Source organism: Mesorhizobium sp. M0768 (assembly GCF_040320195.1).
Lineage (GTDB): Bacteria > Pseudomonadota > Alphaproteobacteria > Rhizobiales > Rhizobiaceae > Mesorhizobium.
On record NZ_JAMYPD010000007.1, the window covers coordinates 122,539 to 142,585 of the forward strand.

Below are 20,047 nucleotides of genomic sequence, written 5' to 3' on the forward strand. Positions count from 1 at the left end.
GACGTTCAAATCAGTGTCACGCCGGCGTCGCGCATCCGGCCCAGCATCCTCTCCACGGAGCCGTTGAGATCGATGCCGCGGCAGGCGTCGAGCCGCACGGACGTCTCAAAACCGAGCTTGACCGCGTCGAGCGCCGAAAAGGCGACGCAGAAATCCGTCGCCAGGCCGACCAGGGTCAGCGTCTCGATGTTCCGATCCCGGAGATAGCCGGCAAGGCCGGTCGGCGTCGTCCGGTCGTTCTCGAAGAATGCGGAATAGCTGTCGATCGCAGGACGGAACCCCTTGCGGATCACCAGCTCGGCCTTGCTCCAGGCGAGGCCCGAATGGAAATCCGATCCCAGACTGCCCTGGATGCAGTGATCCGGCCACAGCGTCTGGTGGCCATAAGGCACGTCGATCGTTTCGAACGGTTGCTTGCCGGGGTGGCTGGAGGCAAAGCTCGAATGGCCGGCAGGGTGCCAATCCTGCGTCAGCAGGACGTGCTCGGTCCGCCGGATTAGGTCATTGACCAACGGCACGATTTCGTCGCCACCGGCCACTTCAAGGGCGCCACCCGGGCAGAAATCGTTCTGCAGGTCGATAACGACAAGCGCTTCGTCGGCCATGGAGCCTCCTTATTTTCTTGGTCTTGAGCTTAGGCTCCAATGAAAACGCGACCGGACGCAGAAACTTGACCAGATGGCCGGCTGCGTCAACCTCTCATGGCATAACAAATGCGTTCCGGGTGCACCGGGGCCAACAGCCGTGCAAACTCTGGCTTTGACAATTCCTGCCGGCTTGATATCATTTGCATACGAATGAATTTCGTGCCTTGAATGCTCGGGAAAATCTTTCGGCAGGATCCCCTCTCGGGAAGCCCATTCTGGGAAGGCAAAGCGTGATCCGTTACGCAAAACCCACCACGGTCGACGACGCCCTCGCTTTGCTGGGCGAAGGGCAATGGCGCATCCTCGCCGGCGGCACCGACTTCTATCCGGCACAGGGCAGCAAGCCTTTCCGCGACAATGTCCTCGATATCAATGGCCTGGTGGCATTGCGCGGCATTGCCGAAGCCGAAAACCATTGGCTCGTCGGCGCGCGCACCACCTGGACCGATCTCGTCCGCCATCCTCTGCCGGCGGCTTTCGACGCGCTGAAGCAGGCGGCGCGGGAAGTCGGCTCGGTGCAGATCCAGAACGTTGCCTCGATTGCCGGCAATCTCTGCAACGCCTCGCCGGCCGCCGACGGCGTGCCGGCGCTGCTGGTGCTCGATGCCGAAGTCGAACTGCGTTCCGCTGTGGCGACCCGGCATCTGCCCCTTGCAGAATTCATCCTCGGCAACCGTCGCACCGCACTGCAGCCCGGCGAAATGGTCACGGCAATCCGCATTCCCAAACCCGCGACCGCCGGCAGCTCCGCCTTCGTGAAACTCGGCGCGCGGCGTTATCTCGTCATCTCCATCGCCATGGCCGCCGCACGCCTGGCCGTCGAAGATGGTATGGTCAGGAACGCGGCCGTCGCCGTCGGTTCCTGCTCGGTTGTCGCCAGGCGCCTGGCGGGTGTCGAGGCGGCGCTACGCGGCCGGCCCGTCGGCCACGCGCTGGCCACTGCGATCCAATCCGCACCGATGGACGAGCTGTCGCCGATCGGCGACGTGCGCGGCAGCGCCGAATATCGACTGGACGCTGCGCGCGAGATCGTCGCCCGCGCCGTGCTTGGTGCGATGGGCGCTGTTCCCGACGAAAGGGCGGCGGCCTGATGGGCATGGAGCGCGCCGACATCGCCTTCGAAGTCAACGGCGCCGCCGTCAGCGTTTGTGTGCCGCCGGTGCGGCGGCTGTCCGCGGTGCTGCGCGACGAGTTGCGGCTGACCGGCACCAAGATCGGCTGTGATGCCGGCGATTGCGGCGCCTGCACGGTGCTGGTCGACGGCGAGCCGGTCTGCGCCTGCCTGATGCCCGCGGCTTCCGCCTCCGGCACCGTGGTGACGACCGTCGAAGGCCTCGCCAATGGCCGGTTGTCGGCGCTGCAGGCTTCGTTCCTCAGCCATGGCGCAGCGCAATGCGGCGCCTGCACGCCCGGCCTGCTGGTCGCGGCAACGGCACTCCTGGACAGGACGCCTTGCCCGAGCGAGGCCGAAACGCAGGATGCACTGGGCGGCGTGCTCTGCCGCTGTACCGGCTACCGCAAGATCGTCGCCGCGGTGATGGATGCTTGGCGCCACGCCGACGGCCCCGATCAGCGCATGCCATCCTCTGGCCATGCCGTCGGCTCCTCCCCGATCCGCCTCGATGGCCTGCCGAAAGTCACCGGCGGCGAAAAATTCGGCGGTGATTCATTCCCGGCCGACGCATTGTCGGTGCTGGTGGTCCGCTCGCCGCATTATCATGCCGCTTTCACTTTTGGCGATCTCGGCAGCTGGGTGAAATCCCGTCTTGGCATTGCCGGCGTCTTCACCGCCGCCGACATTCCGGGAAAGAATTGTTTCGGCGTCATCGCGCCCTTCGCCGACCAGCCGGCGCTGGCCGAAGGGGTTTCGCGCTTTCGCGGTGAGGCGGTGGCGCTGGTTGCCGGCGAACGCGAGGCTATCATCGATCTCGACCTTGCCGATTTTCCTGTCAGTTGGACCGAGTTGCCGCATTTTCTGGAAACTGGCGAAGCGCAGGCCGGCGGTGCGCAACTGGTCCATGAAAACCGGCCCTCGAACCTGCTCACCTCCGGCTTCGTCGAGCGTGGCGACCCGGAAGCCGCGCTTGCCGGTGCGGCTTTCGTCGTTTCCGGCGCCATCGACACCTCCTATGTCGAGCACGCCTATATCGAACCGGAAGCCGGCTATGCCTTCATGGACGGCGACACGCTGGTCGTCGTCGCCTGCACGCAGGCGCCCTATATGGACCGTGACGACACGGCAAAAGTGCTCGGCCTTGCCCCGGAAAAGGTGCGCATCGTGCCGACCGCCACCGGCGGCGGCTTCGGCTCCAAACTCGACGTCTCGCTGCAACCGCTCATCGGCCTCGTCGCCATGAAAACCGGGCGGCCGGCGGCGCTCGCCTACAGCCGCACCGAATCGATGATCTCGACCACCAAGCGCCATCCGGCTCTGATGAGAGCGAGCATCGGCGCCGATGCCGGCGGCCGCGTCACCGGCATGGTCTTCGCCGGCGATTTCAACACCGGCGCCTATGCCAGCTGGGGGCCGACGGTCGCCAACCGCGTGCCGGTGCACGCCTCCGGCCCCTATGCGACGCCGAACTATCGTGCCGAAGGCCGCGCCATCCACACCAACGGCCCGATTGCCGGCGCCTTTCGCGGTTTCGGCGTGCCGCAGGCGACGATCATGCAGGAGACCCTCTATGACGACCTGGCCGACAAGCTCGGCATGGATCGGCTCGACTTTCGCCTGAAGAACTGCCTTCGGAACGGATCCGAAACAGTCACCGGGCAGCGGCTCGAGTCGGGCGTCGGCATCGCCGACTGCCTCGAGGCCCTCCGTTCACATTGGCAGCGTGCCCTAACTGACGCCGACGCGTTCAACGCCCGTAGCAGCAGCGAAAGAAAACGCGGCGTCGGCGTCGCCTCTTGCTGGTACGGCTGCGGCAACACCTCGCTGCCCAATCCGTCGACCATCAAGGTCGGCATCTTGGCATCGGGCGAAGTCGTCCTGCATCAGGGTGCGGTCGATATCGGGCAAGGCTCGAACACTGTCATCGCGCAGATCTGCGCCGATGCGTTGGGTCTTCCGCTCGAAAAATTCATGCTGAAAGGCGCCGACACGGCGATCACCCCCGACGCCGGCAAGACCTCGGCCTCGCGCCAGACCTTCGTCACCGGCAAGGCCGCCGAAAAGGCCGGCCGCGCCTTGCGCGAGGAGATCTTGCGTTTCGCCAATGTCTCGGAAAAGGCGGCGATTGCGCTGGACGGCACAAGCCTGAGCATCAGGGAAGGCGAAGCGACCCGCCGCGTCGATCTTTCCTCGCTGAAGGCAGACCCCGAAGGCTTTGTCTTTCGCGCCGAGGAAAGCTACGACCCGCCGACGCTGCCGCTCGATGCCAAGGGCCAGGGCAAGCCTTATGCCGTCTATGGCTATGGCGCGCAGATCGCCGAACTGGAGGTCGACCTCAGGCTCGGCACCGTGAAGCTTATAAAAATCACCGCCGCTCACGATGTCGGCAAGGCCATCAACCCTTTACTGGCAGAGGGCCAGATCGAGGGTGGCATCGCCCAGGGCATCGGCATGGCGCTGATGGAGGAATTCATCCCCGGGCGCACCGAAAACCTGCACGACTATCTGATCCCGACGATCGGCGACGTGCCACCGATCGAGACCATCCTGATAGAAGTTCCGGATCCGGAAGGACCCTTCGGCGCCAAGGGTTTGGGCGAGCATGTGCTGATCCCGACGGCGCCGGCGATCCTCAACGCCATCCGCCACGCCACCGGTGTGCTGGTCACCAAAATTCCGGCGACGCCGACCCGCATCCGCGCCGCCATCCTCGACAAGGAGGCGCGCCGATGAGCGAGCTTGCCGAACGCTTCGAGACCCACGATCCCGGCGAGAAGCTGGTGGCCGAGAAGATCCGCTGCGATGCCTGTCCAGTCATGTGCTACATCGCCGATGGCCGCACCGGCGCCTGCGACCGCTACGGCAATGTTGGCGGCAGGATCGTGCGGATGGATCCACTGACCATCCTCGACCACGCGGCCGAGACCGGCGCCGCAATCGTACCCTTTGCCGAAGAAGGCGAGGCATGGGACGGCGAACTGGTCAACACCGGCCGCCGCTTCGTCACCGCCATCGGCGCCGGCACCACCTATCCCGATTACAAGCCGGCGCCCTTCATCGTCAGCCAGGAGGTCGAGGGCGTCGATCTGGTCACCGTCGTCACCGAGGGCATCTTCTCGTATTGCGGCGTCAAGGTGAAGATCGACACCGACCGTCATATCGGCCCCGAAACGGCTACGGTCCGTGCCCAAGGCGAGGCGATCGGCCATGTCACGACCGGCGAATACGGCTCGCAGATGCTGTCGCTGGGCGGCGTACATCATCTGACCGGCGGCTCGAAGGCTGAAGGGCGCGCCACCTGCGACGCCATGCTCGCCCTGTGCAACCGCAAACCGGTTGAACTCGTCATCGACGGCGGCGCCACCGTCATCGTCGAAGCCGGCAAGCCGCCGGTCATCGACGGCAAGCTCGAGCAGCGCATGCGCGTCGGCTGCGGTTCGGCTACCATAGGCATGTTCGCGACCCAATGGCGCGGCCTTGTCGACGAGGTGGTGGTGGTCGATGACCACATCACCGGCGTCGTCTCCGAGCATCAGGCCGGCAAGGTGCTTGGCTGGCAGGATACCGGCATCAAGATCATCGGCCGCCGTTCGACGCCGGGCCGTTATTTCAAGGTGTCGGAGCCCGGCCTCGGCTGGGGCGGCACCAGCATTTCCGACCCGCTGTCGATCCTTGGTGAATGGAACGCCAAAAAGGGTGCGCGCCCCGGCATGTCGCTGCTGATGGTCTCGACCACCGGTGAGCAATTCGCCTATTACGAGCTCGACGACGAATTGAAGCCGGTCCAGAAACCGTTCCCGGAGCGGCTGCGGAAGTCGGTCGAACTGATCGAGGACAATTGCGAGCCGGCGCTCTGCACCGTGCTTTTCGTCGGCGGCGCCGGCGGCTCGCTGCGCGCCGGCGTCACCGAGAACCCGGTCAATCTGACCCGCTCGGTGCAGGGCTTGACGACCTACGTGACGGTCGGCGGCGCGCCGGTCTATGTCTGGCCGGGCGGCGGCATCACGCTGATGGTCGACGTCACCCGCGTCCCGGAAGGCGCCTTCGGCTATGTGCCGACGCCGGCGCTGGTGGCGCCGATCGAGTTCACCATGCGCCGCGACGATTATGTCAGGCTTGGCGGCTACGAAGGCGAAATCCGCAGCGTCGACGATATCCTGGCCAAGGGCGGCGAATATCTCAATCCGCGCCGCGGCACGGCCGCACCCCGTGACAATCCCTGGCCGCCGCTGGCGCAGTTGCGTCGCGCGACCGCAAACGGGGCCGGGCGATGAACGGCCCGCAGGCGCATTGGCTCGAGGACGGCCGGAGGCTTCACCTCAATCATGGGCCGATCGATCTGATCGTCGAGGCATTCGGCGAGGCGAGTGAATGCAGCGCCGCATATCGCCAGGCAGTGGCGCGCTTCCAGACAATCCTGGTTGAACTGGTCGAAGAGTTGCCCGAACTGCGGCGCCCGGCCGCCTCGCGGCCACGTGCTTTCGCTGGCCCGACGGCGCGCCGCATGGAAGTGGCGGTCGTTCCGCTAGCGAAACAATTCATCACGCCGATGGCGGCCGTCGCCGGCTCGGTAGCCGACGAAGTGCTTGGCGCGCTGCTTGCCGGCCGCCGGCTCGAGCGCGCCTATGTCAATAATGGCGGCGACAGCGCGATCTATCTCGGCCACGGGCAGTCGATGATGCTTGCCATTGCCGGGACAGGTCATGGGTTGGCAGATCGTCTCACGATCCGCCCCGAAGACGGGATCCGCGGTGTCGCGACAAGCGGCTGGCGCGGCCGCTCCTTTTCGCTGGGCATCGCCGACGCGGTCACGGTGCTGGCGCGAACGGGTGCTGAAGCCGATGCCGCCGCGACCTTGATCGCCAACGCCGTCGACCTGCCCGGTCATCCGGCCGTTAGGCGCGTACGGGCGCGCGATCTCGCACCTGACAGCGATCTCGGCGACCGTTTGGTGACGCAGGGCGTGGGGCTGCTTTCCGCCGCTGAAATCGCTATTGCGCTGGAAGGCGGATTTGCCGTTGCCGAGGAGTTTCGGCGGCGCGGCCTGATTGCCGCCGCGGCACTTTTCCTCGGCGGTCAGGCGCGCATCGCAGGTCCGATGGCGCTCGCCAATAAAGTTTTAGAGAGGGAAATTGCTCATGCCTGAGTTTCCGATCCGCAAGATCGCCGTGCTGACCGAAGAGATTTTTCACGAAGGCGGGCCGGTGGCGAAGGTGCCGCGGCGCCGCGCGGCGGCCATGGCGGTGGTCAAGAACCCGTTCGCCGGCCATTACGTCGAGGAACTGCAGAGCGCCATGGAGGATTTGAAGCCGCTCGGGCTGCTGCTCTCCGACAGGCTTATTGCCGCATTGGGCGGCGACGTCAAACAGATCGACGGTTACGGCAAGGGCGCCATCGTCGGCATGGCGGGCGAGCTGGAGCATGGCGCGCTGTGGCATGTGCCGGGCGGCTATGCCATGCGCGAACGGCTCGGCGACGCCAAGGCGATCGTGCCCTCGGCGAAGAAGGTCGGCGGCTTCGGCGCGCGGCTCGATGTGCCGCTCGGCCACATCAACGCCGCCTATGTGCGCAGCCATTTCGATGCCATGGAAATCGGCATCAGCGATGGCCCCCGTCCCGACGAGATCCTGTTTTGCCTCGCCATGACCTGCGGCCCGCGCGTGCACGACCGCATGGGTGGGCTGGCGGCCAAGGACATTAAGGCATGGGATGGGCTGCGGTGAGCGCCGAGGACAATCTGCTCAAGCTGGTCGAGGCCGAGGAGCCTGACGAAAACGACTATCGCTTGCAGGAGCAGGTCGGCTACATCCTGCGCAAGGCGCATCAGCGCCATGTCTCGATCTTCGCCGCACACATCGCCGATCTGACGCCGCCGCAATTTGCCGCTTTGGCCAAATTGCGCGACGTCGGCGAGACCTCGCAGAACCAGCTTGGCAGCCTGATCGCCATGGATGCGGCGACCGTGAAGGGCGTCATCGACCGGCTGAAAGCGCGTGGCTTTGTCGAACTTAGCAAACACGAAGTCGACAAACGGCGCCTGCTGGTCAATCTGACCGCCGAGGGGCGCGACGCGATCGAGCGGCTGATTCCGCTTGCCCGTGAGATTACGCAGGAAACGCTGGCGCCGCTTTCCGCCAAGGAAGCGGCCATTTTCATGAGGCTGCTGGCCAAGCTGGCTTAATCTGCTGCCTGCCGGCGTTTGGTTGTTGTTCCTGCCGGGCGCTGAACGCCCGGCAGGAAAGCCTCGTCTCAGAGGCCGTTGTCCTTCAGGATCTGGGCGGCATTTTCCTTGGTGATCTTCTGCGTCGGCAGGGTGATGGTCTTTTCCACTTTCTCCCCGTTCAGGAACTTGATCGCCTGCCGCAGCCCTTCGGCGCCCGGCGTCACATAAGTGAACGTCGCCGTCAGCTCGCCATTGGCGACCAGCTGCACGCCTTCATTGGGCAGGCCGTCGATGCCGATGAACTTGATGTCCTTCTCACGTCCGACGTCCTTGGCGGCAAGATAGGCGCCATAGGCCATCGGATCATTGTGGCCGTAGACAAGATCGATTTTCTCGTTGTTGCGCAACGCCGTCGCCATGATGTTGTAGGCCTGGTCCTGCTTCCAGTCGCCCGACTGCTGGTCGAGCAGGTATTTTATGCCCGGCTCCTTGTCGGTGAATTCATGGAAGCCGTCATGGCGGTCGTGTGCCGGCTGGGTGCCCATGCCGCCCCAGATCTCGACGACGTTGCCGGCGGCCTTGCCCTTGCCGCCAAGCAGCTCGACGGCATATTCACCGGCAGCCCGGCCGATCAGCTTGTTGTCGCCGCCGACGAACTGCGTGTAGTCGTTGGTTTCGACGTTGCGGTCGAGCACGAAGACCGGGATCTTGGCATCGATCGCCTGCTGCACGACACCGGTCAGGCCGGCGGATTCTTTCGGTGATACCAAGAGCGCGTCGACCTCCTGACGGATAAGGTTTTCGACATCGGCGACCTGCTTCTCGGTCTTGTCCTCGCCGTCGGTGATGATCAGCTCGACTTCCGGATGCTTGGCCGCTTCGGCCAGGATGTCCTTGTTGAACTGGGCGCGCCAGGGTTCGATGGTCGTCACCTGCGAGAAGCCGATCTTCCACTTCTTGTCCTGCGCATGGGCGCCGCCGGCAAGCATGGCGGTCGTGGTCAGGAGTGCCGCTGTCAGCCCGGCGAGCTTCAACAATTCACGTCGTTTCATTTCTTGTTTCCTCCAATATTCAGAGACGCGGTCTCTTGCGACGGCCGCTTTGCCGCGGCCGTTTCCTTGTGCGCTTGCCCACCGGGCAGTCGCAGATAGAAGAGAAGATCACCGGCACTGCGCTCCTGTACGAGCACGGTACCGATGATGATCATCCCCTTCAGCACCAGCTGAAGGTTCGAATTGATGTTGTGCAGCTGCAGGATGTTGGAGAGCAGCCCGAAGATCAGCACGCCGCAGAACGTCCCGGTGAGGCTGCCGCGTCCGCCCATCAGGCTGGTGCCGCCGATGACCACGGCGGCGATCGCGTCGAGCTCCAGGCCGGCGCCGGCATCAGGCTTGCCTTGCCGGTATTGCGCGACATAGAGCACCGCCGCGATGCCGGCCAGCAGCCCTGACACGGCATAGGTGGCGATCTTCACGCGGCCTGCGGCGATGCCCGACAGCCGCGCCGCCTCCTCATTGCCGCCGATCGCATAGACATAGCGGCCGAACGGGGTGAAGCGCAGCACGGCGCCGTAGATCAGGATGGCGCCGAGGAAGAACAGGCCCGGCATCGGGATCACGCCGAATACCAGCGAGCGCAGCATTTCGAAATCGGCGGTGGCATTCGAGCCGGTGTAGACCGGCAGCACCGCATTGTTCTGGCCGGCTGTCAGCCGGGCGATGCCGAGCGCAGTGACCATCATCGCCAGCGTCACGATGAAGGGCTGCAGCCGCCCGGCGACGATGATGAAGCCGTTGAGCGCGCCGAACAGCAGGCCGACGCAAGGCGCCACCAGCAGCACGCCGAGCACGCCGAATTTTGAGCCCACCTGCGGCAGCAGGAACCACAGCACCAGACTGCACAGGATCACCCCGACAATGCCGGGCGTCACCAGCCCGCGAACGCTGTCCAACCTGATGTCGTGCGTGGCCTGCGCGCCGGCGCGGGATTTTTCGATGTTCAGCAGGATGAAACGAGTGACGAGAATGCCGAGGCAAAGGGCTGCCAGGGCAACTGTCGGCACCCCCAGCACCACCGCCGGCGTCACGCCGGGGACCGTCAGCAGCATGGCACAGACCACCGTGCAGATAGCCATCAGCGAGCCGACGGAAAGGTCGATACCGCCGGTGATGATCACCGCAGTCATGCCGGTGGCAATCAGCCCGGTGGTCGACACCTGGCGCAGCACATCGAGCAGGTTGCCGTAGGACAGGAAGATGTTGTTGCCCTTGGAGCTGATCGGCGAGCCGAGCACGCCGATCAGGAAGATGGCTATCAGGCCCCAATAGAGCTTCGTCCGGGACAGGATATGCAAAATGCTCATGCGGCAGGCCTCGTCATCGTCCGTCGCGGCGCCGCAAGCCGCATGATGGCCTCCTCGCTGGCTTGCGCGCGGGACAGGATTCCCGTCTGGCGGCCGTCGGCCATGACCAGGATACGGTCGGAAAGATGCAGCAGCTCCGGCAATTCCGAGCTGATGACGGCGATCGCCAGCCCGTCTCGCGCCAGCTTGAAGATGAGATCGTAGATTTCCCGCTTGGCACCGACATCGATGCCGCGTGTCGGCTCGTCGAGCAGCAGCACCCGCGGCCTCGTCGCTAGCCATTTGCCGATGACGACCTTCTGCTGGTTGCCGCCGGACAGCGTGCCGGCCGGCTGCTCGACGGTCTCGCAGCGAATGCCGAGCGCCTTGACGGCGTCCCGTGCCAGCCCTTGCTCACCGGCCAGCGAGCGCACGCCGAACCGCGCCAGCGCGCCGACCAGCGGCAGCGCGACATTGTCGGTGATCGAGGCCTCGAGATGCAGGCCTTGCGTCTTGCGGTCTTCCGTGACCAGGGCGATGCCGAGCCGGCGCGCACCGCGCGGCGAACGGATTTCTACTGCCTCGCCATCGAGCCTGATCTCACCGCCGGCACGTCCGCCGCTGGACCCGAAGATGGTTTCCAGGATTTCGGTACGGCCCGAGCCCAGCAGCCCGCCGATACCGAGAATTTCTCCGGCGGCAAGATCGAAGCTGACGCCGTCGAGCACGGTGTGCCAGCCATGGCGATTGGGCTTCGACAGCGACAGCTCGCTTACGGAAAGGACGGTGTTGCCACCGGGGATGCGGTGTTCCTGGGAGGAAGCAAGCAGGTTTCGCCCGACCATCGCCGAAATTATGGCGTCTTCGTCGAGCTTGTCCATCGCCTGCGTCAGGACGTGGCGTCCATCGCGAAACACCGTGACCCGGCTGGCCAGATGCATGACCTCGTCGATGCGGTGCGAAATGTAGACGATCGCCACGCCGCTGTCGGCGAGCTGGCGGATGATGCGGAACAGCCGCTGGCATTCGGCTGGCGAAAGCGCCGAGGTCGGCTCGTCCATGATCAGAATGCGTGCCGACATCGACAGCGCCTTGGCGATCTCGACCAGTTGCTGTTCGCCGACGCGCAAGGCACCGACCCGCGCATCCGGGTCGAGCTCGATGCCGAGCCTTTGCAAGAGCGCGCCGGCAGCGCGGCTGCTCGCCTTGCGGTCGACGATCAGCCCGGCGATCAGCTTCTCGCGGCCGAGAAAAATGTTGTCGGCGACGCTGAGTTCGGGGACGAGGTTCAGCTCCTGGTGGATGATGGCGATGCCGGCGCGCTCGGCCTCGCGGACGCCGGTAAAGCGCACCGGGTGGCCATCGATACTGACCGTTCCGATATAATCCGTGTAGACGCCGGACAGGATCTTCATCAGCGTCGACTTGCCGGCGCCGTTCTCGCCCATCAACGCATGGACTTCGCCGCGCCGCAGCTCGAAGCCGACATCGACGAGTGCTGCGATGCCGCCGAAGGATTTGGAGATGTGCTCGGCCCTCAGCACGATAGCCGAGCCGTCCGCCGTAGCGCCTTGCGCAGGGATGGAATTGCCGTGCTGCATGACAAGGACGGCCTCCCTCCGTCGTCACCTAACGCCTCAAACGCTAATCTAAACGTTTCGATCATGTCAAGCCAATATCTGGAGCTTAAGATTGTTCCATTTCAATTCTTGCGCAAAATCATAAGATTCCGTACGTATTGCTGCCGCGGAGTGGTGAAACGTTTCGAAAATGACAGCGTCAGGACGAAAAAAGCAGCGCAAATCCACTGCACCGACCATGCTTCATGTGGCCGAGGCGGCGCGTGTTTCCGTGGCCACCGTATCGGCGCTGATCAACGGCACCGCGACCGTCAGCCCCGAGCTCAGCCAGCGCATCGAACAGGCGATCCGCGACATCGGCTACAAGCGCAACGCCATTGCCCGCAGCCTGAAGATGGGCACCACACGCACCATCGGGCTCACCGTCCCACACATCACCAATCCGTTCTTTACCGACGTGGTTTCGGTCATCCAGCAGGCTTTCGACAGGGCCGGCTACGCCGTGATGCTGTGCTGCACCGACGAGCACCTGAACACGCAGGACGACCAGATCAGGCTGTTGCTCGACCGGATGGTCGACGGACTGATCGTCGCGCGTGTCGGTGACGGCGCGATCCTCAAACGGATTGTCGACGACGCCAATGTGCCGGTCGTGCTGCTCGACCGTGTTTGCCAGGGTGTCGACACCGATGCCGTCGTTCTCGACAATCAGCGCGCGGTGTTCGACGCCATCACTTACCTGATCGATCTCGGCCATCGGCGCATCGGCTACATCTCCGGCTCGTTCGATATCTCGCCGATGCATGACCGCATGGCGGGATACCGCGAGGCCCTCCAGGCCGCCGGCCTGCCGGCCGAGGCCGAACTCGTCCGCTTCGGCAACTTCCATGAAGTCGACGGCTACAACGCCACCATGCAGCTGCTTTCGCTGCACGACCGGCCGAGCGCCATCTTTTCGGCCAACAACCCGATGGTGATCGGCACCATGAAGGCCATTCGCGATATCGGCCTGTCCTGTCCGGAGGATATTTCGGTCGCCTGCTTCGACGACTTTCCGTGGTCGGATGTGTTCCGGCCGCAATTGACCACGGTCGCACAGCCGGTGCAGGCGATTGGCGAACAGGCGGCCAATCTGCTGCTCGACCGGCTCGCCGGAAACAGGGATGCGCCGCCGCGCAAGCTGACGCTCAAGGGACGCTTGATGATCCGCAATTCATGCCGTCCGCTAGGTGCAACTGCGCAGAGCGTCAGCGCGTAGCGCTTGGGCTCTGTTCAGAAACCTTGCAATGCCGGACGGACAGCGCTCCCTCTGTCCTGCCGACCCCGGGCCTTCGCAGCCACTACGGGCGTTCGTCTTTCGAAAACCGAGCAATTGAAAGACACGGCGCCGATCGAGCCAAGTGGCCAACAATCAGCCAGCCGACAGTCAGGAAAATCTTGGCAATCGAAGCATGTCGGTTTAGGAATATGACGAGATGCGGCTGATCGCCCACACGGGCGCCGGCTTGAGTCATGCGCGTGAAATCGATCCTAATCGGGCTGGTACTTGCTGGGATGGTCGCATTCTTCGGCTGCACCACCGGCGGCGCATTAAAGACTTTCCCCTCGGCCTATGGCGGCCTCACCGACGCCGGTTTCCGCGTTCCGCCGGTTCCGATCTACAAGGTCGACCAAAAGTTCCATCGGCAGACAGTGCCTTATGCGACTGAAGAGGCGCCGGGCACCATCATTGTCGATACAGGAGCGAAGTTCCTCTACTACGTGTTGGGAGACGGTCAGGCGCTGCGCTACGGCATCGGCGTCGGCAAGGCGGGCTTCGAGTGGCATGGCACTGCTCACGTTGCGAGGAAGCGCGAATGGCCGGATTGGAGCGCGCCGTCTGCGATGATCGTGCGCGAGCAGAAGCGAGGCCGCATCATACCGGCCCATATGGAGGGCGGACTCATGAACCCGCTCGGGGCGCGGGCGCTCTATCTTTTTAACGAGAAAGGTGACACTGGATATCGCCTGCACGGTAGCCCTGAATGGTGGTCCATCGGCAAAGCTGTGTCGGCGGGCTGCATTCGCCTCATGAACCAGGACATCATCGATCTCTATGACCGCGCCACAATCGGCACCAAGGTGATCGTTATTTAGTGGACGCCGCGTTTCCCGCTAACGGACGAGCATGACGGATCGAAAACCTCCGCGCAAAACGCGCGAAATGTTCGCTATGTTTTCGCACACCTGTTCGCGATGTTCCCTGCCTAAGGCCGGCCTTGCCCGCAACAGTGGCAAGTGGCGAACCAACTCTCAGGCAGCTTCCGACAGCGATTTGTGGGCGTCGGCCAGGATCTCGAACGAGCGCACCCGCGCCGCATGGTCGAAAATCTGCGCTGTGACCATCAACTCGTCGGCGCCTGTCCGGCGCACAAACGCCTCGATGCCTTGCCTGACTGTTTCGGAAGAGCCGACGACGGCGCAGGAAAGCGCTTGGCCGAGCATGGTCTTGGCCATTGGATCGAGGTCGCGCTCATATCCTTCGACCGGCGGCGGCAATCGGCCGGGCCGGCCGGTGCGCAGATTGACGAAGGCCTGCTGCAGCGAGGTGAACAACAGCCGCGCCTCGGCATCGGAAGGAGCGGCGAAGACGTTGAGGCCGAGCATCACATAAGGCTTGTCGAGCTGCTCCGAAGGCTGGAAACGCGAGCGGTAGATCTCCAGAGCATGGTCGAGCTCGGCCGGCGCAAAATGCGAAGCGAAGGCGTAGGGCAGGCCGAGCATGGCGGCAAGCTGCGCGCCGTAAAGGCTGGAACCTAGAATCCAGATCGGCACCTTTTCGCCTTCGCCGGGCACCGCGCGGATGCGTTGGCCGTCTTCGGCCGGCTGCAAGTAATCCATCAGCTCGACGACGTCCTGCGGGAAATTGTCGGCGCCAGCGTCGAGGTTACGGCGCAGCGCCCGTGCGGTGGCCATGTCGGTGCCGGGCGCCCGGCCGAGGCCGAGATCGATGCGGCCAGGATGCAGAGCGTTAAGCGTACCGAACTGCTCGGCGATGACCAGCGGCGAATGATTGGGCAGCATGATGCCGCCGGCGCCGACGCGTATCGTATTGGTGCCGCCGGCCACATGGGCAATGACCACCGAGGTGGCGGCGCTGGCGATGCCCGGCATATTGTGGTGCTCTGCCAGCCAATAGCGCCGGTAACCCAGCCGCTCGGCATGACGGGCGAGATCGAGCGAATTGGCGAGTGACTGTGAAGCGTTGCTGCCTTCGACGATCGGCGACAGGTCGAGAACGGAAAGAACGGTCATCGGCGCGGGTTTCCTGTGGGCCGAAGGGATGTAGGAAGCCGTTGCCGAGGCGGCAAATTCAAAATGTTGATGGAGCGCTGAGGGCACAACGGACGTGCGACCGATGCAAGGTCGTGATCTGCACCATCGGGGGGACGCTTTTGACCCTTTAAGCCGCTACTTGTTCACCTCGGAAATCTCTTCGTCCTCGATCGCTGCCGTGTGTTGCGCCGCCAGGAAATTGCCGACATGGCTGAGACCGTCGAAATGATCGCAGAACACCTTGATGACGACCAGCAGCGGCACCGCCAGCAGCGCGCCGACAAAACCCCATAGCCACGACCAGAAGGCGATGGCGATGAGGATCGCCACTGCGTTGATTTCGAGACGGCGGCCGACCACCGTCGGCGTCACGAACTGGCCTTCGACGATGTAGCATAGAACGACGAAGGCCGGCGCCAGCAGCGCGTAGGAAATCGTGTCGAAGCTTATCAGCGCAATGATCGTGACCAGCGTGATGGTGATTAACGCTCCGATATAGGGCAGGAAATTGAGCAGAGCCGCTGCCGCGCCCCAGACCTGCGCGTTTGGCACGCCGAGTGCCCACAGGCCGAGCCCGATGACCACGCCGAGACATGTATTGATGATCGTGACGGTAAGCAGATAGTGCGAGATTTCACGTTCGACGTCGTAGACGACACGCAGTGCCCGCTTCTTTTCGCTGAGACTGGGGAAGGATTGGACGATCTTTTCATAGAACATCGTGCCGGAGGCGAGCAGGAACAGCGACAGGACGAAGACGATGGTGACGCTGGTGCCGGCCGACAGTACATTGCCGGCGGCCTGCGAGAGAATACCGGATGGCGCCATCGCCACCCTCTGAACGCCCGGCTCCTGGGATGTCTGCGTCAGTCCCTCTATCTGACGCGAAACCTCCACGATCCTTTCGAACGGACGGCGCAGTTGTGCCAGACGTTCGGTAAGCTGCTGGCCGATCGTCGAGGTGTTGTTGATGAGATCGATGACCGGGCCGCTGAGCAGATATCCCGCGACGGCGACGAGGCAGAACGAAAGCAGCACCAGCAGTGTCGCTGAAATGACATCGGGCATGCCATGCTTGCGCAGGAAGCGAACGATCGGCGTCAGCGTCAGCGCCAGCAGGAAAGCCAGAATGACTGGCATGAAGAAGGCGCGGGCGAAGTAAAGCGCGTAGATCGCCATGAGGATGAAGATGCCGACGAGCAGCGAACGCATCAGATGCGCATCCGCCCGCGCCTCGACGCGCGGATCCGGGCTTTCGGCAGCGCTTGCGCCCGAAGCGTCGGGTTCGGCTTTCATTCTGACCCTCGGCGGCACACCGCGATTGGTGCAGACCGTTGGCGAAAACGCCTCTGTCGCTTCAAGGTTCCGTTAGCCGGCGTCACCGGCCAGGCCGCCTCGCGGCCTTGCCGGTGAATCAGGTGACTGGGAATCAGGCAACCGGCGCCGCCACGGCGGGAACGGCCTTCGCAGTTTCCCGGCGCACGATCGGCGCCACTTTGGTTCCGTAGAGTTCGATGGCCTTCATCACCTTGGCGTGCGGCATGGTGCCGATCGCCATTTGCAGCAGGAACCGGTCGTTGCCGAATATCCTGTGCTGGGCAATGATCTTCTCGGCCACCTGTTCTGGATTGCCGACGAACAGCGCGCCGTTTGGACCGCGCGATTGGTCGAAATGCGCCCGCGATGTCGGCCCCCAGCCGCGCTCGCGGCCGATGCGGTTCATCACCTCGGCCTGCGGCCCGTAAAAATCGTCGGCTGCCTGGTCCGTGCTGTCGGCAATGAAGCCGTGCACGTTGAGACTGGTGGCAAGGCTTGCCGGATCGTTGCCGGCGCGCCTGGCTGCATCCCTGTAGATGTCGAACAGCGGTGCGAACCGCGCCGGCTCGCCACCGATGATCGCCAGTGCCAGCGGCAACCCGAGCACGCCCGCGCGGGCGACGGATTGCGGTGTTCCACCGACGGCGATCCAGATCGGCAATTTGTCCTGCAAGGGCCGCGGGTAGACGCCGCGGTCGTTGATCGGCGCGCGCAGACTGCCCGACCAGGTCACCTTGACATGATCGCGGATGGCGAGCAGCAGGTCGAGCTTCTCGGCGAAGAGCTCGTCATAATCTTCGAGATTGTAGCCGAACAGCGGAAAGGACTCGATGAACGAGCCGCGCCCGGCCATGATCTCGGCACGGCCGCCGGACAGAAGATCGAGGGTGGCAAACTGCTGGAAGACGCGCACCGGATCGTCGGAGGACAGCACGGTGACAGCGCTGGTCAGCCTTATGCGCTTGGTCCGTTCGGCCGCCGCCGCCAGCGCCACCGCCGGAGCCGAGGCAGCATAGTCGGGACGGTGGTGCTCGCCGAGACCAAAGACGTCCAGCCCGACCTGGTCGGCGAGCTCGATCTCCTCGATCAAATTGCGCAATCGCTCATGCGCACCGATCGCACCGGGACCCGGTTCCGGGCTGACGTCGGCGAAGGTGTAGAGACCGAGTTCCATACTGTCATCTCAGCGTTTTGTCTTGGCGCTAGACGTAGCGATCAGTCCGCCGCCCCGCCAGATGCCTGGATGGTGAACAGTGCGGGTGCTTTCGGCCGAATTCAATCGAAATGGCGTCTCCCGGCTGCAACAGATCAGAATTTCATGGCTGGCATACCGTTTTGGCGCTTGAACTCTCGGTTTTCACGCGTATGTAAGCCTCGCAAATTGACTTCAGGGAAGTGGACTTGGCTATCTATAGGGAAAAAGACGTTTTCGAGCGGCGCAATGCCGCAAACGAGGCAAAGAAGGCGCTTCTGGAGCGCTTCAAGGCAAAGCCGGCGGCAGATGATCCAGCGGTGCTGGCACGACAGGCCGAGCGCAAGGCAATCCTCGAGGCCCGCGCTATACGCGAGGCCGAAAAGGCCAGGCTGAAGCAAGAAAAGCTGGCGCGCGAAGCGGCCGAAAAGGCCGAGCGCGAGGCAGCTGCCGAAGCGGCACGCATCGCCGCGGAAGAAGCCGCACAGGCCGAAGCGAAGATCCGGGAAGCTGAAGAGAACGAGCGCATCGCCCGTTTTCTTGCCGACGAGGCCGAACGCAAGGCCAAGCGTGATGCGCGCTATGCCGCGCGCAAGCAGCGCACCGGCAGGACGCCGCCCGGCTTCTCCGCGCGATAGCGCTTTCCGGCGCTAATCAGCCGAATTCAAGAATCAGGGCCGCCTTGCAGCGGCCCCGCACGCGTTGGTCTGTCGGAATCGGCTAAGCCGCGAGCTTCAGTCCCATGATGCCGCAGACGATTAGCGCGATGCAGGCCAGCCTGATCGCCGTCGCTGGGTCGCCGAGCAGCCATATCCCCAACAGCGCCGTGCCGACGCCGGTCCACACCGCGTAAGCGGTGCCGACCGCCAACGCCTTCAGCGCCAGGCCGAGCAAGGTCAGGCTGACGATCATCGAGGCTACCGTCAGGACGGTTGGCAGCGGCTTCGAGAATCCGTCGGTGTATTTGAGGCCGATCGCCCAGCCGATCTCGAACAGGGCCGGCGAGGAACAGGAAAACCGACGACATCGGAACGCTCCGTTTCGATGGCTTTCGGCCGATTTCTTGAAAAGCGCAAAAATTACCTTCGCCGCATCCAAGGGGATGCGCGTGAGCTTAATGAACAATCATACCGGCCGCGTTTGCGGCCGGTCGAAATAAGCCGAAACGGTAGCTGCGGCTCTACTTGTCCTTCAGCTTCATCGCCTTCACCGGCGGTGCCTTCAGGGCCGGCGCCGGAGCCGGTTTCTTCGCGTCCTTCTTCGGCTTGCGGGCCTCCTTGCCTGCCTTCATCGCACCCTTAGCCATGATTCGTTCCTCCAGTTGATGTCTGGCGAAGTGAAACAAGAGAAAACGTTCGACTGCAAGAGGCCGCTGCCGTGCAGTCGCCTGGCCGATGGGCTGTCAACCGGTTTCTAATTCCCTCGTAAACCGCAGCGGTCCGTGCCATGGTCTTCTTCGCACTGCAGCATCAGCCCTCGCGTTTCGCCGGCTGATGATCAGGCAGGCCGGTCAGGACGACAATGCGGATCCACATCGGTTGCCAGATGAGCTTCGACTTCCCGCAGGAAACACCGCTGATCTCGATGCTAAACGTCCATTATTCGCGCGCGTCCGATCTTGAGCGGCCGGACTTCCTGACGTCGAACCCGCCGGTGCCGATCGAGAGCTACCGCGACAGTTTCGGCAATTGGTGCAACCGTTTCGTTGCGCCGGCCGGGCGCTTTGCGTTCGGCACGGACGCGGTGATCCGCGACCCCGGCTCCTTCGAGACGCGCGAGCTGACGGCGTGGCAGCACGAGGTGCGCGATCTGCCGTCGGAGACGCTGCTGTTCCTGCTGCCCAGCCGCTATTGCGAGAGCGACGTGCTGTCGAATGAAGCGTGGCGACTGTTCGGCAGCACTCCGCTCGGCATTCCGCGCGTCCAGGCGGTCTGCGACTTCGTCCATAACCACATCGTCTTCAACTATTTCAATGCACGGCCGACGCGCACCGCCGCCGAGGCCTATCGCGAGCAGAGTGGTGTATGCCGCGACTTTGCTCATCTCGCTGTCGCCTTCTGCCGCGCCCTGAACATTCCGACCCGCTACTGCACCGGCTATATCAGTGATATCGGCCTGCCAAAGCCGTGGTCGGACATGGATTTCGCCGCCTGGATGGAAGTCTATCTCGGCGGCCGCTGGCACGCGTTCGACCCGCGCAACAACGCGCCGCGCATCGGCCGCATCCTGATTGCCTCCGGACGCGATGCCGCCGATGTGCCGCTGACCCACATTTTCGGGCCGGGCGCGCTGGCTGGCTTCAAGGTCTGGACGGACGAGGTCGGCGAATAGCCCCGCGCCGCCCTTTTGAACAACCGACCTTGTGAACAACTGGGCAC

Annotated in this window: 18 protein-coding genes and 1 pseudogene; 10 read left to right on the plus strand and 9 right to left on the minus strand. The window is 63.8% G+C overall.

Features of this window, described 5'->3' with window-relative positions; genetic code table 11:
• Nucleotides 1-5: 5 nt before the first annotated feature.
• Nucleotides 6-605, minus strand: a complete 600-nt coding sequence (gene pncA, locus NKI08_RS12090; RefSeq protein WP_352697255.1) for a bifunctional nicotinamidase/pyrazinamidase — start codon at nucleotides 603-605, stop codon at nucleotides 6-8.
• Nucleotides 606-877: 272 nt separating this feature from the next.
• Between pncA and NKI08_RS12095 the strand changes: the two genes are divergently transcribed.
• The 6 genes from NKI08_RS12095 to NKI08_RS12120 are packed head-to-tail and all read left to right on the plus strand — an operon-like array spanning nucleotide 878 to nucleotide 7,942.
• On the plus strand, nucleotides 878-1,738 hold the full coding sequence (locus tag NKI08_RS12095) for an FAD binding domain-containing protein (protein WP_352539932.1): 861 nt from the start codon (nucleotides 878-880) through the stop codon (nucleotides 1,736-1,738).
• Nucleotides 1,738-4,494: a molybdopterin-dependent oxidoreductase gene (locus tag NKI08_RS12100; RefSeq protein WP_352769450.1), complete on the plus strand. Its 2,757-nt coding sequence runs from the start codon at nucleotides 1,738-1,740 to the stop codon at nucleotides 4,492-4,494. The genes NKI08_RS12095 and NKI08_RS12100 overlap by 1 nt, the downstream gene beginning before the upstream one ends.
• Nucleotides 4,491-6,035: a 6-hydroxynicotinate reductase gene (locus NKI08_RS12105; RefSeq protein WP_352769453.1), complete on the plus strand. Its 1,545-nt coding sequence runs from the start codon at nucleotides 4,491-4,493 to the stop codon at nucleotides 6,033-6,035. Before NKI08_RS12100 ends, NKI08_RS12105 begins: the two co-directional genes overlap by 4 nt.
• Nucleotides 6,032-6,907, plus strand: a complete 876-nt coding sequence (locus NKI08_RS12110) for a UPF0280 family protein (protein ID WP_352769456.1) — start codon at nucleotides 6,032-6,034, stop codon at nucleotides 6,905-6,907. Before NKI08_RS12105 ends, NKI08_RS12110 begins: the two co-directional genes overlap by 4 nt.
• Nucleotides 6,900-7,484 carry an amino acid synthesis family protein gene (locus tag NKI08_RS12115; RefSeq protein WP_352539936.1) on the plus strand — a complete coding sequence of 195 codons (585 nt, stop codon included), beginning with the start codon at nucleotides 6,900-6,902 and terminating at the stop codon, nucleotides 7,482-7,484. Before NKI08_RS12110 ends, NKI08_RS12115 begins: the two co-directional genes overlap by 8 nt.
• Entirely contained in the window at nucleotides 7,481-7,942 is a 462-nt protein-coding gene (locus tag NKI08_RS12120) for a MarR family winged helix-turn-helix transcriptional regulator (RefSeq protein WP_352769673.1), read from the plus strand. Before NKI08_RS12115 ends, NKI08_RS12120 begins: the two co-directional genes overlap by 4 nt.
• Nucleotides 7,943-8,010: 68 nt before the next feature.
• On the opposite strand, the gene NKI08_RS12125 is transcribed toward NKI08_RS12120, so the two are convergent.
• The 3 genes from NKI08_RS12125 to NKI08_RS12135 are packed head-to-tail and all read right to left on the minus strand — an operon-like array spanning nucleotide 8,011 to nucleotide 11,866.
• Entirely contained in the window at nucleotides 8,011-8,976 is a 966-nt protein-coding gene (locus NKI08_RS12125) for a substrate-binding domain-containing protein (RefSeq protein WP_254815861.1), read from the minus strand.
• Entirely contained in the window at nucleotides 8,973-10,286 is a 1,314-nt protein-coding gene (locus tag NKI08_RS12130) for an ABC transporter permease (protein WP_023676963.1), read from the minus strand. Before NKI08_RS12130 ends, NKI08_RS12125 begins: the two co-directional genes overlap by 4 nt.
• On the minus strand, nucleotides 10,283-11,866 hold the full coding sequence (locus NKI08_RS12135; RefSeq protein WP_352769458.1) for a sugar ABC transporter ATP-binding protein: 1,584 nt from the start codon (nucleotides 11,864-11,866) through the stop codon (nucleotides 10,283-10,285). The genes NKI08_RS12130 and NKI08_RS12135 overlap by 4 nt, the downstream gene beginning before the upstream one ends.
• Nucleotides 11,867-12,083: 217 nt before the next feature.
• Here NKI08_RS12135 and NKI08_RS12140 point away from each other — a divergent pair, with 217 nt between their 5' ends.
• Both NKI08_RS12140 and NKI08_RS12145 read left to right on the plus strand, forming a co-directional pair.
• Nucleotides 12,084-13,103, plus strand: a complete 1,020-nt coding sequence (locus tag NKI08_RS12140; protein ID WP_352449454.1) for a LacI family DNA-binding transcriptional regulator — start codon at nucleotides 12,084-12,086, stop codon at nucleotides 13,101-13,103.
• A gap of 254 nt (nucleotides 13,104-13,357) precedes the next feature.
• Complete coding sequence (locus NKI08_RS12145) at nucleotides 13,358-13,981, plus strand: L,D-transpeptidase (protein ID WP_352769461.1); 624 nt, start codon at nucleotides 13,358-13,360, stop codon at nucleotides 13,979-13,981.
• 156 nt (nucleotides 13,982-14,137) lie between these two features.
• On the opposite strand, the gene NKI08_RS12150 is transcribed toward NKI08_RS12145, so the two are convergent.
• The 3 genes from NKI08_RS12150 to NKI08_RS12160 all read right to left on the minus strand — a co-directional run bounded on the left by NKI08_RS12150 (nucleotide 14,138) and on the right by NKI08_RS12160 (nucleotide 17,651).
• The gene (locus NKI08_RS12150) at nucleotides 14,138-15,139 is read right to left on the minus strand and encodes an LLM class flavin-dependent oxidoreductase (RefSeq protein ID WP_352769463.1); all 1,002 of its coding nucleotides are present in this window, start codon (nucleotides 15,137-15,139) and stop codon (nucleotides 14,138-14,140) included.
• A 156-nt stretch (nucleotides 15,140-15,295) separates the two neighbouring features.
• Entirely contained in the window at nucleotides 15,296-16,456 is a 1,161-nt protein-coding gene (locus NKI08_RS12155) for an AI-2E family transporter (protein ID WP_352472364.1), read from the minus strand.
• A gap of 133 nt (nucleotides 16,457-16,589) precedes the next feature.
• Nucleotides 16,590-17,651 carry an LLM class flavin-dependent oxidoreductase gene (locus NKI08_RS12160; RefSeq protein ID WP_352682292.1) on the minus strand — a complete coding sequence of 354 codons (1,062 nt, stop codon included), beginning with the start codon at nucleotides 17,649-17,651 and terminating at the stop codon, nucleotides 16,590-16,592.
• Between the two features lie 227 nt (nucleotides 17,652-17,878).
• On the opposite strand from NKI08_RS12160, the gene NKI08_RS12165 reads away from it, so the two are divergent.
• Complete coding sequence (locus tag NKI08_RS12165; protein ID WP_023718183.1) at nucleotides 17,879-18,307, plus strand: DUF6481 family protein; 429 nt, start codon at nucleotides 17,879-17,881, stop codon at nucleotides 18,305-18,307.
• 82 nt (nucleotides 18,308-18,389) lie between these two features.
• Here the strand turns inward: NKI08_RS12165 and NKI08_RS12170 are convergent.
• Together NKI08_RS12170 and NKI08_RS12175 are read right to left on the minus strand one after the other, a co-directional pair.
• A pseudogene (locus NKI08_RS12170) lies at nucleotides 18,390-18,696 on the minus strand (DMT family transporter).
• A gap of 153 nt (nucleotides 18,697-18,849) precedes the next feature.
• Entirely contained in the window at nucleotides 18,850-18,975 is a 126-nt protein-coding gene (locus NKI08_RS12175; protein WP_013528464.1) for a hypothetical protein, read from the minus strand.
• A gap of 215 nt (nucleotides 18,976-19,190) precedes the next feature.
• On the opposite strand from NKI08_RS12175, the gene NKI08_RS12180 reads away from it, so the two are divergent.
• Entirely contained in the window at nucleotides 19,191-20,000 is an 810-nt protein-coding gene (locus NKI08_RS12180; RefSeq protein WP_352769466.1) for a transglutaminase-like domain-containing protein, read from the plus strand.
• The last annotated feature ends 47 nt before the right edge of the window (nucleotides 20,001-20,047 follow it).

Coding starts and splice junctions, on each gene's coding strand:
- pncA (WP_352697255.1), bottom strand. CDS start 605: ATGGCCGACGAAGCGCTTGTCGTTATCGACCTGCAGAACGATTTCTGC.
- NKI08_RS12100 (WP_352769450.1), top strand. CDS start 1,738: ATGGGCATGGAGCGCGCCGACATCGCCTTCGAAGTCAACGGCGCCGCC.
- NKI08_RS12105 (WP_352769453.1), top strand. CDS start 4,491: ATGAGCGAGCTTGCCGAACGCTTCGAGACCCACGATCCCGGCGAGAAG.
- NKI08_RS12110 (WP_352769456.1), top strand. CDS start 6,032: ATGAACGGCCCGCAGGCGCATTGGCTCGAGGACGGCCGGAGGCTTCAC.
- NKI08_RS12115 (WP_352539936.1), top strand. CDS start 6,900: ATGCCTGAGTTTCCGATCCGCAAGATCGCCGTGCTGACCGAAGAGATT.
- NKI08_RS12125 (WP_254815861.1), bottom strand. CDS start 8,976: ATGAAACGACGTGAATTGTTGAAGCTCGCCGGGCTGACAGCGGCACTC.
- NKI08_RS12130 (WP_023676963.1), bottom strand. CDS start 10,286: ATGAGCATTTTGCATATCCTGTCCCGGACGAAGCTCTATTGGGGCCTG.
- NKI08_RS12135 (WP_352769458.1), bottom strand. CDS start 11,866: ATGCAGCACGGCAATTCCATCCCTGCGCAAGGCGCTACGGCGGACGGC.
- NKI08_RS12140 (WP_352449454.1), top strand. CDS start 12,084: ATGCTTCATGTGGCCGAGGCGGCGCGTGTTTCCGTGGCCACCGTATCG.
- NKI08_RS12145 (WP_352769461.1), top strand. CDS start 13,358: ATGCGCGTGAAATCGATCCTAATCGGGCTGGTACTTGCTGGGATGGTC.
- NKI08_RS12150 (WP_352769463.1), bottom strand. CDS start 15,139: ATGACCGTTCTTTCCGTTCTCGACCTGTCGCCGATCGTCGAAGGCAGC.
- NKI08_RS12155 (WP_352472364.1), bottom strand. CDS start 16,456: ATGAAAGCCGAACCCGACGCTTCGGGCGCAAGCGCTGCCGAAAGCCCG.
- NKI08_RS12160 (WP_352682292.1), bottom strand. CDS start 17,651: ATGGAACTCGGTCTCTACACCTTCGCCGACGTCAGCCCGGAACCGGGT.
- NKI08_RS12175 (WP_013528464.1), bottom strand. CDS start 18,975: ATGGCTAAGGGTGCGATGAAGGCAGGCAAGGAGGCCCGCAAGCCGAAG.
- NKI08_RS12180 (WP_352769466.1), top strand. CDS start 19,191: ATGCGGATCCACATCGGTTGCCAGATGAGCTTCGACTTCCCGCAGGAA.